The sequence below is a fragment of the Aromatoleum petrolei genome (assembly GCF_017894385.1).
In the GTDB taxonomy this organism is placed as follows: domain Bacteria; phylum Pseudomonadota; class Gammaproteobacteria; order Burkholderiales; family Rhodocyclaceae; genus Aromatoleum; species Aromatoleum petrolei.
This window is the reverse complement of sequence record NZ_CP059560.1, coordinates 1,645,783-1,659,070: the sequence shown is the minus strand read 5'-3', so window position 1 is coordinate 1,659,070 and position 13,288 is coordinate 1,645,783. Positions and strand designations below refer to the sequence as shown.

Sequence of the window (13,288 nt, the reverse complement as noted above, 5' to 3'; positions counted from 1 at the left end):
GCCGTGATCAGTGCGCGGCAGGCGCTGAATTCCCTCAGACCATTTATCTGCCCCATCAGCTCCGGGCAAGGCCTCGTGTTCAGATGACTCGCAGACGGCGCTTCCGGCGTCGTGCTTTGGGCGACCGGGCAGAGCGCCGCGAGCGTCCACGCAAAGGGTGGTGGCACACTATTAATATAATTATCTCAGCCCACCCGGGATCGGACAGCGATATTTCACACTGTCGACGTGCCCCTGTGCTCGTCCCGGCGCACCTTCAGCGGCCTGGCGCGAGGCGGCCTAGCAGGCGCTGCAGCCATGAGGGGCTACCCGCTGGTGATGCGTCGTCTTCGTCCTGCAGCTGGTAAATTGTGGCGGAGGGCTGCTCACCTACCTCGATGCGTACACCGAGCCCGCCCGGCGTGAACCACCATCGCGTGGTGCGATGCGGACCCGCGATCTCGCAGCCCACTTGGGTGCCTTGCCTGAGGAGGCGTACGCGATGGGGCGGCCGCGCGTCGGCCCGCGTCGGCAACAGGACCACGAGGAATTGGTCGTCCTTCGCGTCGCGCGAGGGCATGAGCTCGACGCGCCATCCGCCGGCTTCGGGCGCGAGAGGCGGGCGCCGTATCGCGTCGACGAGCTTCCCTTCGTCGTCGTAGTTCCGCCCGTCGACGAAAAACTCTAAACCGTGCCCGCCGATCGGCAGCAGGCGTCCGTCCTGCGGGAGCAGCACCTTCGCCTCGAGCCGTCCGCCCGTTGTCGCCGCCCCCCGCCGCGGGGCCGTCACGATGAAGCTGTTTTCGCCGATCTGCGGTGCATCGATCGTATGCAGCAGCCAGCGTTTGCGAAAGGCTGAGTCGGTGGCGCGCACGTCGTCGTAGATCACGATGACGTCGTCGATCCGATCGTAGCCGAACACCCGCCATGCGCGTTCGACGCGGCGGCTGCGGTGCGAAGCTTCGCCAGGGGCGGAGTGGGAGTTCGTGTAGGCTGGGGTGAGGTCGGCGACCGCGACGGTGAGCGCATCCTCGTCCAGGAACCGGGCGATGCGTCCGGTGTGATAGAGCTCGCGCTCCAGCTCCCATTCGCCGCGGTCGATGGGCGCCGGGGCGACATGCCAGCCGGAGCCGACGCGCCGCTGTCCGCCGTCGTTCGCGATCGGCCGCGGGCCCTCCGGGGTCGGCAACGGAGCGTCGTCGGCCGGGTCGGTGACCGTGAGGGCGTTGTGAGCCACGGTCTGGTAGGCGTAGTTCATGTGGTGGTCCGACCCGTAGCGCGGTCCGTAGATGCCGCTGTCGACGGCGAGCGGGCCGCCCTTGTCGATGGTGAAAGCGCCCTGGTCGAGATGGCTGTGCGACCAGAAGTTGTCGCCGGCCTTGAACGTGACGTAGGTGGCGTCGGGGTTCCAGTCGCTGCGGGCGACGATCAGGCCGATGCCGTCGAAGTGCCGCGACAGGGGGAGCGCTGCGACTGCGCCCGTATCGGTGAGCGTGGCGTCGGACAGCGGGCCCCAAGGCCAGCCGGTGGGCGTCGGGGCCACGGGCGGTGCGGCAAGACCATAGGCCGCGGCGTGGCGGTAGTGCAGGGCGAGCGGCGCGGCGTCGGGCGGGTGCCGCTGCAGGTTGCTTGCGTCGCCCCAGCGGATCTGGGTGCCGTCGGGGCGCGTGCGGTAGACGAGGAAATCGAGGAAGCCGCGCAGCCCGGTCTCGGACGCGAAGAGGTCCTCGCCGGTCGCGGCGAGCCACATCGCGGGGAGCGTGTAGACCGCTTGGCCGATGCCGACCGCGACGTATTCGCCGCCTTCGTGCCAGCCGCCGTGCGTGCCGAACACCTGGCGCCACACCGGCAGCACGCGCCGCGTCCACAGGTCGTGAGTGAAGGCCATGAGGGCCTCGCCGCGCGGGTGTTCGCGGTATAGGGCGATGGAGCACGCCATCAGCGCCTGCAGCGGGCTGTTATAGAGGACGGCGTTGTACGGCGAGAGGCGTTCGCGGCGGATGAAGTCGATGACGTACTGGCAGCCTTCGCCGAGCTTGTCCTGCAGGGCGATGCGCTCGGCGTAGCTCCACTGAGCGTGCAGCCAGTCGTAGGCGAGTGCGAGTGCCTTGACCTGGTCGTCTCCGCGATCGGTGAAGCGCATGTCCATCAACCGGCGGTGCAGCAGGCCGAGATCCTGGCTGTCGGGTGCGGCCAGGGCTGCGAAGGCGACGGCATCGACCGGCCCCTTGCCTCCGCCTGCGGCATTGCGTCGTGCTGCAACGTAACCCGGATTGAGTGCCGCAAGCTGCGCCAGATCGGCCGCCGAGGGGTGCGGAAGCCGCGGATGGGCGTTGCGGAAGCCCGGCAGCGCGACGACGGGCAGGGCTTCGGGGGGCGGGAAGGTGGTGTGCGCGCCGTTGTCGGCGGGCGACCAGGACGCAGGCGGGCGGGTTGCGATGACCACGGCACCGAGCACCGCGACCGGGAGCGCGACACCCAGGGCGAATCTCCGCAACGGCGTCGGCCCGCGGAGGGGCGATGGCGCGGCGGTGGAGCTTGCGTCCTGCATGCGGCGCAACACGCGGCTCGCCAGGCCATGGGTGAGCCACACGCTCGTGCCTGCGATCAGGAGATTGGTCGGGTCGGGGTGCTTGGCGGCGGTGAAGAGTTTGAGGACTTCGATGCTGAGGCAAAGGGCGACTGCGAGCAGGATCGCCGCGAGGGCCGCTCGCCGTCGGGCGGGAAAGGCGAGGGCGGCGGCGAGGCCGATCGGCGCGTAGCTTCCGGCAATTGCGAGCACGCTGCGTACCGCGGCCGTTTCGGAGGTGTAGTAGTGGTAATAAAAGGGCAGGAAGCGCAGTGCGGCGAGTTTTTCATTCGCTGCCCACAACGGCTGGAGTCGCAGGGGCAGCACTTCGTTCAGGGCGAGTGCAAGCAGCAGGTAAAGCGGAGCGCCCAGAAACACCGCGCGGCGGGCGGCTCCCGGTTCGATACGCAGTCGCCCCGTGATGGCGCTCTGCGCGAGGGATGCGCCCCACGCCGCACCGAGTCCGCGCGTGAGCACCGAGATCCCTTGTGTCGTGCCCGAGGCGAGCAGGATCTGCACGAGTTCGATCGCCAGGCCGAGGCAGACTCCCGCGATGAGGCCACCGATCGCGCCAGCCCGGGGGTGGTGCGACGAGCCCGCCCCGATCACCAGCAGCGCGCCGAACGGCATGACGAGCACGGCCTCGGCGAGCAGCTTGGCGCCGCAGTTCAACCCGGCGCCGCAGCCGGCCGCTGGCCCGAGTGCAATCGCGCCGTCGGTGGCCAGCTTGGCGGCGAGTTCGGTGGCGGAAACGAGGAAATCGTACGGGAAGAGGCTGAATGCGACATAGCCGGTCGCGTAGAGCGCCAGCAATGCGCGTAGACTGTGCGTCCCTCCGCCGACAAAGCGGTCCCACATCGCGCCGAGTCGACGTCCCGATGCGAACCACAGGCCGCAACCCAGTCCGGTGCCGAGGAATTCCGCCACGAGGTCGTTGAGCGAAACGGTGCGCGGGGGGAAATGGAGTTGCAGGAACTCGATGCCCACCGCGAGCGCAAGGCAAGTGCTCAAGGCGGCAGCCAGGCGCGCGATTCGCGGTGCCCGCCTGTCGTCCTGGATTGCTCCCGTCGCAAGGTAGGCAAGGACCAGATACAGCAGGATGTTCGCCACCCAGTCCGCGCGGGACGCCACCCCCAGCGAGAGATAGGGGATTGCGAGAAAGGCCTGCCAGGCATCGGGCCGGGGCCGAAAGTCGAGTGGAACCAGGCTACCGTAGATCACGAACAGCGCCCATGCGAGCGTCGCTGCCGCATAACGATTTCGCGCGACGGGGGCGGAAGCGGGCAAGGCGTGCTCCGGCGGATGGCGGACGCAGGGACTGGCGCCCCGGTCGCCGCGACAAGACTGGACCGTATTATCGGCCGCGCCGTCCGGGCGGACAATCGACGTGATCGAATGCACGCGTGCTACACGTCACGCAGGCGAGCGATCTGGTGCCGGTCTACACTGATTTGGTCATGACCCTGCCGCGACCTCATGCGTGCGGCGCATTTGCATCCGGAGGACCTCCATGAAGTGCCTGCTCGTTTCTGCTGCGCTTTCGCTTGTGCTGATGCCCGTCATTGCCGGTGCCGCATGTACCGCGGCTTCCCAGGTTACGGGCGCTACCACCCTGAGCAACCTGTTGGCGAATAAGACGCTTTGTGCGCTGCGAGGGGCCGACCGATGGCAGGAGTTCCACCAGGCCGGGGGCGCCCTGATCGACTACAAGAAGGGGCCGAGCGACCCGGTCGACCCAACGAAGCAAGTTGGTACCTGGACCGTGACCGGCAACGGTTCCGGCACGCAGGTGCGCTACAACTACGGCCAGGGCGCGAGCTACACGTACAAGGTTCACACCATCGTCCAGGACACCAGTTACAGCCTGTGCAGTGGGGCCGAGGATCTCGTGGTTTCGATGCGCGCCGGTCAGGGCCCCTGCTAGACCAGCACCTCGACCACCGCCGGATGCCCGAGGAAAGCCTGCGGGCTCGCGCTCGCGCCGTACGCGCCGGACTGGAAGATGACGACGAGGTCGCCGACCTGCGCGTCCGGCAGCGGCATGCGCTCGGCCAGGAGGTCGAGCGGCGTGCACAGCGGCCCGACCGCCGTTGTCACCGTGGCGGCGGGCGCGTCGGCGCGATTGCCGATCGCCGTCGGATAATTCTTGCGGATGACCTGGCCGAAGTTGCCCGAGGCGGAGAGGTGATGGTGCAGGCCGCCGTCGCACACGAGGAAGACCTGTCCGCGCGAGACCTTGCGATCGACGACGCGGCTGACGTAGATGCCCGCTTCGCCGACGAGGTAGCGCCCCAGCTCGATGACGAGGCTCGCATCGGGCATGCGGCTTTGCGCAGCGTGCCCGATTTCCGCGAGATTCGCGCCGATCGGCGCAAGATCGAGCCGTGTTTCGCCGGGAAAGTAGGGGATGCCGAAGCCGCCGCCGAGGTTCAGTACCCGCACCGGTGAAGGTGCCGCGTCGGCGAGGCGCAGCGCGAGTTCGAAGCTCTTCTGCTGCGCCTCGACGATCGCTTCCGCGCGCAGGTTCTGGGAGCCCGCGAAGAGGTGGAAGCCCTCGAAGGAGAGCCCGAGACGGCCGACCTCGGCGAGCAGTTCCGGCACCGCCTCGGCATCGACGCCGAAGGGCTTGGGGCCGCCACTCATCTTCATGCCCGAGCTCTTCAGCTCGAAATCCGGATTCACGCGCAGCGCGACGCGCGCGGGCCAGCCGAGACGGGCGGAGATGTCGGCGAGCCGGCGCAGCTCGCCTGCCGATTCAACGTTCAGCAGCACGCCGGCCGCGACCGCCTGTTCGAGCTCGCCGTCGCGCTTGCCGGGGCCGGCGAAGCTGATGTCGGCCGGCGGGCAGCCCGCGTCGAGCGCGACGCGCAGCTCACCGGCCGAAGCCACGTCGAGTCCGTCGACGAGTTCGGCCATGAACCCGACCAGCGCAGGCATCGGATTGGCCTTCACGGCATAGTGGAGGTCGATCGCATCGGGTAGCGCCTCGCGCAGTTCGCCCACGCGCGCGCCCAGCAGGTGCCGGTCGTAAGCGTAGAAGGGCGTCTGTCCGACGCGCGCGGCAAGACGCGTGAGCGGCACGCCACTGACGGTGAGCTCGCCGTCGCGGATCGGGAACTGCGCCATCGGCGCATGGACGGGAGCTGGTTTGGCGGCCGTGTTCACTGCGCGGGTTCCTGTCGCTGGGTTTCGGTGGCAAGCAGCTTGCGATCGATCTTGCCGTTCGGGTTGCGCGGCAGCGGGCCGCTGCGGACCTCGATGCGCGCCGGCACCATGTAGGCGGGCATGCGGCTGCGGCAGTCGGCGAGCAGCGCGGCCGTGTCGAGCGTGGTGCCCGGCGCGGGGGTGGCGACCACGCAGATCGCCTGACCGAGTGCCGGATGCGGCAGGCCGAAGGCGACGCATTCGCCGACGCGGCCCGTGCCATAAACGATCTCTTCGACCTCCGTGGGGCTCACCCGGTAGCCGGACGTCTTCATCATCTCGTCGCGCCGGCCGATGAAGTACAGGAAGCCGTCCTCGTCGCGGCGCACGGTGTCGCCCGAGAACACCGCGATTTCCGGTATCTGTAGCCCCGTTTCGCGTCCGCCGATGCCCGCGGGCAAGGGCTTGTAGCGTTCGGCGGTCTTTTCCGGATCGTTCCAGTAGCCCATGCCCACGAGGGCGCCGCGCTGCACCAGTTCGCCCGGTTCGTTCGGCGCGCATTCGCTGCCGTCCTCGCGCAGCACCAGCACTTCGGCGTTCGGGATCGCCTTGCCGATCGAGTCCGGGCGACGGTCGATCTCCTCGGGCGGGAGATAGGTCGCGCGGAAGGCTTCGGTGAGCCCGTACATCAGGAAGGGGCGCGTGCGCGGCAGTTTCGCCCGCAGCGTCTTCAGCGTCTCGAAGGGCATGCGCCCGCCGGTGTTGGCGATGTAGCGCAGGTGTTCCCCGACGGTTTCGGGCCAGTCGAGACCGGCGAGCTGGATCCACAGCGGCGGCACCGCGGTGAGGCCGGTGACGCGCTCGCGCACGACCGCGTTGAGCACGTCGCGCGGCAGAAGGTAGTCGATCAGCACGGCGCGCGCGCCCGCGTGGAAGGCCGTCGTGAGCTGGGAGAAGCCGGCGTCAAAGGACAGCGGCAGGGCCGCGAGCAGGGTGTCGCCCGCGTGGTTCTCGAGGTACTGCGCGACGCTGCGGGCGCCGGTGACGACGTTGCGGTGGGAGAGCACGACGCCCTTGGGACGGCCGGTGCTGCCCGAGGTGTACAGGATCGCTGCCATGTCCGTGTCGATCACACGGTGCCCGGCGCGCGTGGGAGCGACGGCAAGATCGCTCCAGCGATGTACGGTCGCGCCTTCCACCGTCGGCAGCTCCGCCGGCGTGCCGACGAGCACGATCTGGCGCAGATCATGGCATTGTGCGAGCACCGTCTGCAGCAGCGGCAGGCGCTCGGCGGTCGTCACCAGCACGCGCACGCTGCAGTCGCGCAGGATGTGTCCGACCTGTTCGCCCTTCAGGAGTGGATTGACCGGAACGAACACCCCGCCGGCGGCACTCGTCCCGAAGGCGGCTGCGACGAATTCGACGCGTTTTTCGAGGTAAATTGCGACCCGTTCGGCGCGCGCGAGGCCCAGTCCGAGCAGTCCCGCCGCGAACGCGTCGCATTGCGTTTCGAGTTCCGCGTAGGATAGGGTTTGTGCGCTGCGGGTCAGCGCCGCTTGCGCGGGATTGCGTGCGACGGCGGCGCGGATCAGGTCGTGTAGCAGGGCGGTCGGCATCATTGCGGTGGTCTGGGCTCGGCGTTGCGCATTCTTTCTCGCGTGCAGGCGGGACGGGCGAGTACGGACCGGAAGTATAATGCGCCGCTCTGCGCCCGCAGCCTGCGGACGCTTGTGATCGTAAAGTGTGTTGGTTGGTGCTGTGAGGTTTTTGCCTTGAACATCCAGGAACAGGTTTTGGCCCTGCTCGACGAAGTGTTGAGCCTCGATGGCCGCGGTTTGCAATTCGATGCCGACACGGCGCTGCTCGGCAGCGTGCCCGAACTCGACTCCATGGCCGTGCTCGCGGTCATCCACGCGATCGAGGAACGCTTCGGCATCGAGGTGCCCGACGACGAGATCGACGGTAGCTCCTTCGCGACCGTCGGCACCGTCGTCGATTTCGTCGCTCGCCTCAGCGCGCGCTGAATCGTCTCCGAGCTTGTGAAAGAAATCGTCGCGAGCGGCCCGAGTTCGGTTCGAGAGGCGCAGCCGTACGAGTGTGGTACGGCGAGCATCGCAGGTGCGAATCGGGTTGCGCAGTAGATTGATTCACGCGCTCTCAGAACGGGAAGAAGACCGGCACCAGCAGCAGGACCGCTGCGGAATAGGTCAGGCTGACCGGCAGGCCGATGCGGAAAAAGTCCAGCGTGCGGTATCGGCCCGGCGACATCACCATCAGGTGGGTCTGGTAACCGAAGGGAATCAGGAAGCCCGCGCTCGCACCGTAGGCGATCGCCATCACGAAGGGCATCGGATCGACATCGAACGCGCGGGCGGTCGATAGCGCAATCGGAAACGCCAGCGCAGCGGCGGCATTGTTCGTGATCACTTCGGTCAGCACGACGGTAATCAGGTAAACGCCGATGAATGCGCCGAGGACGCCGTGCCCGTCGAACAGGCTGCGCATGCCGTCGGCGACCAGTTCCGCTGCGCCGGAGGATTCCAGTGCCTTCGCGATCGCGAGTGCCGAGCCTATCGTCACCAGCAGGTCGAAGGGAAAGCGCCGGCGCATCTCGCTCACCGACAGAATGCGAGTCGCGAGCAGGGTCGCGAGCAGCACCAGCAGGCAGTTCAGCAGCGGCCACACGCCGACTGCGGACAGCGCGATCGCGAGCGCGAAGCCGCTCAGCGCGAGCGTGCTCTGGCGCGGCGTCAGCCTCGGGCGCAGCACGCCGGTGTCGAGCAGGTGGAAGTTGCGGTCGATGTTGCGGTGCTGGGCAAAGTCGGGGCCGACGGCGAGCAGCAGCGCATCACCGACGCGCAGCGGGATCCGCCCGAGCTGGCCGGTCAGGCGCTTGTCGCCGCGCCGGATGCCGACGACCCCGGCATCGAACTGCAAGCGGAAATCCACATCCCGCAGCGTGCGGTTGGGCAGGATCGACTCGTTCGAGATCACCACCTCGACGAGGTTGGATCCCAGCAGCGCGTCCGCGCGCGTGCCGAACACCTGCAGGCCTGGAATCTGCTGCAGCGCCTGCACTTTTTCGACCTGCCCGGTGAAGACCAGTATGTCGCCTTCCGCGAGGATCTCGTCCGGCCCCACCGGCGAGATCAGCCGCCCCTCGCGCTCGAGTTCCAGCAGGAACAGGCCGTCGAGGTTGCGCAACCGGTTCTGCTCGATGCTGCGGCCGGTCAGAGGCGAATCGGGTGTGACCTGCGCCTCGAGAAAGTAGCTCTGGCGGCTTTCCCGCTCGGCCGGTTCGTGCGCCGGCAGCAGGCGCGAACACAGCACAATCACCGCAATGCACGCGAGCGCGAGCGGGATGCCGACGAGGCTGAACTGGAACATCTCCAGCGCCGGCAGGCCGGCGTCGATGACGAAGGAGTTGACGACGAGGTTGGTTGAGGTGCCGATGAGGGTGGTCACTCCGCCCAGGATCGCGGCGTAGGAAAGCGGAATCAGGAGCTTGGACGGCGCCACGTGGCGCTGTTTGGAGACCACCCCCAGCAGGGCGCCGACGACGGCCGTGTTGTTGAGGACGGCCGAGAACAGGGTCGTCACGACCGACAGCCGCAGGATCGCGCGTGCGGGTCCGCCCTTCAGTACGAGGTCCGAAAAGCGGTCCAGCAGCGGCGAGCGCTCCAGCGCCAGCGACACCAGCAGGAGCAGGATCAGCGTGGTGAGCGCCGAATTCGTGTAGCCGGCGAGCCACTCGCGTTCGCTGACGAATCCAAGGAGGTAGTAGGCAGCGGCCCACACCGTGAACAGGATCGCGGGTGTCGTGCGTCCCCGAATCAGGAGGGTCAGCAGCGCGACGATGGACAGCAGGACGAGGTAGGGCGTCATGCGGCTCGGAGGGGCGCGCCTTCTTCAAGGCCCCAGGCGGCGAAATGGGGATTCTCGAAGCCCTGCTTGGCATAGACAAGCGGGCGCCCGTCCAGTCCGGTGACCCGTCCGCCGGCCGCAGCGAGCACTGCATGGCCGGCGGCGATGTCCCATTCCATCGTGCGCCCGAGGCGCGGGTAGAGGTCGGCTTCGCCCGCTGCGATCAGGCACAGCTTGAGCGAGGATCCGGCGCTCGCGAGCCTGGCGACCTTGCGTCCCGCGAGAAAGGCGTCGAGCGCCGCGGCGTCGCCGTGCGAGCGGCTGGCGAGCACGGTGAGACCTTCGGCTGGCGGCACCCGGCAGCGGATCGTCCGGCGACCGCTGGCATCCTCGACGAAGGCGCCGACGCCCGCTGCCCCTGCGTAGAGCTTGCCGAGTGCGGGCGCGAGAACCACGCCCAGCAGCGGCCGGCCATCCTCGACGAGGGCGATATTGACCGTGAATTCGCCGTTGCGCCTGATGAACTCCTTGGTGCCGTCGAGCGGGTCGACGAGCCAGAATCGCCTGCCGATCTCCGGAACACGTCCCGCAGCGACCGCTTCCTCGGCCACGACGGGGATCTCCGGCGCGAGCGCGGCGAGCCCGCCGAGGATCACCTGCTCGGCGCGTTCGTCCGCCTCGGTGACCGGCGATGCGTCATCCTTGCCGCGCACCGAAAAGTCCGTCGCGTAGACCGACATCACGACATCCCCTGCGTCGTGCGCGATCGGCAGCAGTCGCTCGATTAGACCGGAAAGGGGAAGCGCATTTGACACAGGTGTGACTCCAGCCGGTTGGTATACTTGTCGACCCGGCATTGTAGGCCCGAACAGGCCGGCCGACCGTGCAATTCATCGTCATCACGAGGACCTCGATGTCTCTTACCCACCTGCAGCGGCTCGAAGCCGAAAGCATCCACATCATGCGCGAGGTGGTCGCCGAAGCGGAAAACCCGGTGATGCTGTACTCCATCGGCAAGGACAGCGCGGTGATGCTGCACCTCGCGATGAAGGCCTTCCACCCGGCGCGCCCGCCCTTCCCGCTGCTGCATGTCGATACGCGCTGGAAGTTTCGCGACATGTATGCCTTCCGCGACGAGATGGTGAGCAAGCTCGGCCTCGACCTGATCGTGCATATCAACCCCGAGGGCGTCGCGAAGGACATCAACCCCTTCACCCACGGCTCCGCAATCCACACCGACATCATGAAAACCGAGGGCCTCAAGCAGGCACTCGACAAGTACGGCTTCGACGCAGCCTTCGGTGGCGCACGCCGAGACGAGGAAAAATCGCGCGCCAAGGAGCGCATTTTCTCCTTCCGCACCGCGCAGCACCGCTGGGACCCCAAGAGCCAGCGTCCCGAGCTGTGGAAGCTCTACAACGCCAGGAAGCACAAGGGCGAGTCGATGCGCGTCTTCCCCTTGTCGAACTGGACCGAGCTCGACATCTGGCAATACATCTACCTCGAGAAGGTGCCCATCGTGCCGCTCTACCTCGCCGCCGTGCGCCCGGTCGTGGAGCGTGACGGCGCGCTGATCATGGTCGACGACGAGCGCATGCCGCTGCATCCGGGCGAAGTGCCGATGATGAAGAAGGTGCGCTTCCGGACGCTGGGCTGCTACCCGCTCACCGGCGCAGTCGAATCCGAGGCCGACACGCTGCCGGCGATCATCCAGGAGATGCTGCTGACGAAGACGTCCGAGCGCCAGGGCCGTGTCATCGACCACGACTCCGCCGCGTCCATGGAAAAGAAGAAGCAGGAGGGGTACTTCTAAAATGGCCCACATCTCGGATCTGATCGCCACCGACATCGAGCAGTACCTGCAGGCGCACGAGAAGAAGAGCCTGCTGCGCTTCATCACCTGCGGCAGCGTCGACGACGGCAAGAGCACGCTGATCGGTCGCCTGCTGTACGAATCGAAGATGCTCTTCGAGGACCAGCTCGCCGCCATGGAGGCCGACTCGAAGAAGTACGGCACGCAAGGCGAGAATCTCGACTTCGCGCTGCTCGTCGACGGCCTCGCCGCCGAGCGCGAGCAGGGCATCACGATCGACGTCGCCTATCGCTTCTTCTCCACCGACAAGCGCAAGTTCATCGTCGCCGACACGCCGGGGCACGAGCAATACACCCGCAACATGGTCACCGGCGCTTCGACCGCCGACGCGGCGGTGCTGATGGTCGATGCGCGCCGCGGTGTGCTCACGCAGACTCGGCGACATAGCTACCTCGTGTCGCTGCTGGGCATCCGCCACATCGTCGTCGCGATCAGCAAGATGGACCTCGTCGACTACGCCGAGCCCGTGTTCCGGCGCATCTGCGAGGACTATCGCAGCTTCGCCGCACAGATCGGTCTCGATGAGGTGACCTTCATCCCGATGTCCGCCTACAAGGGCGACAACATCATCGAGCCCAGCGCCAGCATGCCCTGGTATCACGGCACGACGCTGATGGGCTACCTCGAAACCGTCGAGGTCGACGACGAACGCCTGCAGAAGCAGCCCTTCCGCCTACCCGTGCAGTGGGTTAACCGCCCGAACCTCGACTTCCGCGGCTTCGCCGGCACCATCGCCGGCGGCATCGTGAAACCGGGCGACCGCATCCGCGTCCAGCCCTCGGGCAAGGAAAGCACGATCGCGCGCATCGTTACGCGCGACGGCGACGTGGAGCAGGCCGTCGCCGGCCAGTCGATCACGCTGACCCTCGCCGACGAGATCGACATCTCGCGTGGTGACGTCATCTCGACCGCCGACTCGCCCGCTGGCTCGGCCGACCAGTTCGAGACGACCCTGGTGTGGATGCACGACGAGCCGCTCCTGCCTGGTCGCCCCTATCTGCTCAAGATCGGCGCGAAGACCGTCACTGCGACCGTCACCCACATCAAGTACCAGGTCAACGTGAATACCCTGGAGCATGTGGCCGCGCGCACGCTGGACCTCAACGCGATCGGCGTGTGCAACCTCAGCCTCGACCGCCCGATCGCCTTCGATCCCTATGACGAGAACCGCGACACCGGCGGCTTCATCCTCATCGACCGCCTGAGCAACAACACCGTCGGCGCGGGGCTGATCCACTTCGCACTGCGTCGCAGCCAGAACATCCACATGCAGCACGTCGATGTGGACAAGGCTGCGCGCGCCGCGCTCAAGCACCAGAAGCCGTGCGTGCTGTGGTTCACCGGCCTGTCCGGCGCCGGCAAGTCAACGGTTGCCAATCTCGTCGAGAAGAAGCTGCACGCACAGGGTTATCACACCTACCTGCTCGACGGCGACAACGTGCGCCACGGGCTCAACAAGGACCTCGGCTTCACGGAGGCCGACCGCGTCGAGAACATCCGGCGCGTGGCCGAAGTGGCGAAGCTGATGGTCGATGCCGGCCTCATCGTCATCACCGCCTTCATCTCGCCCTTCCGTGCCGAGCGCCAGATGGCGCGCAGCCTGGTGGCCGAAGACGAATTCCTCGAAGTATTCATCGACACGCCGCTCGAGGTCGCCGAAGGGCGCGACGCCAAGGGGCTGTACAAGAAGGCAAGGCGCGGCGAACTCAAGAACTTCACCGGGATCGACTCCCCCTACGAGGCGCCGGAAGCGCCCGACGTGCGCATCAACACCGTGACGATGAGCGCCGCCGAGGCGGCCACCTACCTCGTGCTGGAGTTGCAGCGCCGCGGCGGTCTGGGCGACTGAGGGCAGCAAA

The 13,288-nt window shown here is 67.3% G+C and carries 9 protein-coding genes; 4 read left to right on the top strand and 5 right to left on the bottom strand.

Going from position 1 to position 13,288, the window contains the following annotated elements; all coding sequences use genetic code 11:
• Nucleotides 1-256: 256 nt before the first annotated feature.
• On the bottom strand, nt 257-3,835 hold the full coding sequence (locus ToN1_RS07650; RefSeq protein ID WP_210148054.1) for a VanZ family protein: 3,579 nt from the start codon (nt 3,833-3,835) through the stop codon (nt 257-259).
• A gap of 223 nt (nt 3,836-4,058) precedes the next feature.
• On the opposite strand from ToN1_RS07650, the gene ToN1_RS07645 reads away from it, so the two are divergent.
• The gene (locus ToN1_RS07645; RefSeq protein ID WP_169207724.1) at nt 4,059-4,472 is read left to right on the top strand and encodes a hypothetical protein; all 414 of its coding nucleotides are present in this window, start codon (nt 4,059-4,061) and stop codon (nt 4,470-4,472) included.
• Here the strand turns inward: ToN1_RS07645 and ToN1_RS07640 are convergent.
• Both ToN1_RS07640 and ToN1_RS07635 read right to left on the bottom strand, forming a co-directional pair.
• Complete coding sequence (locus tag ToN1_RS07640) at nt 4,469-5,674, bottom strand: pyridoxal-dependent decarboxylase, exosortase A system-associated (RefSeq protein WP_169207761.1); 1,206 nt, start codon at nt 5,672-5,674, stop codon at nt 4,469-4,471. The genes ToN1_RS07645 and ToN1_RS07640 overlap by 4 nt on opposite strands.
• A 35-nt stretch (nt 5,675-5,709) precedes the next feature.
• Nucleotides 5,710-7,311 (bottom strand): acyl-CoA ligase (AMP-forming), exosortase A system-associated, encoded by a 1,602-nt coding sequence (locus tag ToN1_RS07635; RefSeq protein ID WP_169207725.1) that lies wholly within the window; start codon nt 7,309-7,311, stop codon nt 5,710-5,712.
• A 153-nt stretch (nt 7,312-7,464) separates the two neighbouring features.
• Between ToN1_RS07635 and ToN1_RS07630 the strand changes: the two genes are divergently transcribed.
• Nucleotides 7,465-7,716, top strand: a complete 252-nt coding sequence (locus tag ToN1_RS07630) for an acyl carrier protein (protein WP_169207726.1) — start codon at nt 7,465-7,467, stop codon at nt 7,714-7,716.
• Between the two features lie 133 nt (nt 7,717-7,849).
• Here the strand turns inward: ToN1_RS07630 and ToN1_RS07625 are convergent, their stop codons facing one another.
• Both ToN1_RS07625 and cysQ read right to left on the bottom strand, forming a co-directional pair.
• Nucleotides 7,850-9,577, bottom strand: a complete 1,728-nt coding sequence (locus ToN1_RS07625) for an SLC13 family permease (RefSeq protein WP_169207727.1) — start codon at nt 9,575-9,577, stop codon at nt 7,850-7,852.
• Complete coding sequence (gene cysQ / locus ToN1_RS07620; protein ID WP_244860992.1) at nt 9,574-10,371, bottom strand: 3'(2'),5'-bisphosphate nucleotidase CysQ; 798 nt, start codon at nt 10,369-10,371, stop codon at nt 9,574-9,576. The genes ToN1_RS07625 and cysQ overlap by 4 nt, the downstream gene beginning before the upstream one ends.
• Nucleotides 10,372-10,469: 98 nt before the next feature.
• On the opposite strand from cysQ, the gene cysD reads away from it, so the two are divergent.
• On the top strand, nt 10,470-11,369 hold the full coding sequence (cysD, locus tag ToN1_RS07615; protein ID WP_169207729.1) for a sulfate adenylyltransferase subunit CysD: 900 nt from the start codon (nt 10,470-10,472) through the stop codon (nt 11,367-11,369).
• A 1-nt stretch (nt 11,370) separates the two neighbouring features.
• Entirely contained in the window at nt 11,371-13,278 is a 1,908-nt protein-coding gene (gene cysN / locus ToN1_RS07610) for a sulfate adenylyltransferase subunit CysN (RefSeq protein ID WP_169207730.1), read from the top strand.
• The last annotated feature ends 10 nt before the right edge of the window (nt 13,279-13,288 follow it).

Coding starts and splice junctions, on each gene's coding strand:
- ToN1_RS07645 (WP_169207724.1), top strand. CDS start 4,059: ATGAAGTGCCTGCTCGTTTCTGCTGCGCTTTCGCTTGTGCTGATGCCC.
- ToN1_RS07640 (WP_169207761.1), bottom strand. CDS start 5,674: ATGGCGCAGTTCCCGATCCGCGACGGCGAGCTCACCGTCAGTGGCGTG.
- ToN1_RS07635 (WP_169207725.1), bottom strand. CDS start 7,311: ATGATGCCGACCGCCCTGCTACACGACCTGATCCGCGCCGCCGTCGCA.
- ToN1_RS07625 (WP_169207727.1), bottom strand. CDS start 9,577: ATGACGCCCTACCTCGTCCTGCTGTCCATCGTCGCGCTGCTGACCCTC.
- cysD (WP_169207729.1), top strand. CDS start 10,470: ATGTCTCTTACCCACCTGCAGCGGCTCGAAGCCGAAAGCATCCACATC.
- cysN (WP_169207730.1), top strand. CDS start 11,371: ATGGCCCACATCTCGGATCTGATCGCCACCGACATCGAGCAGTACCTG.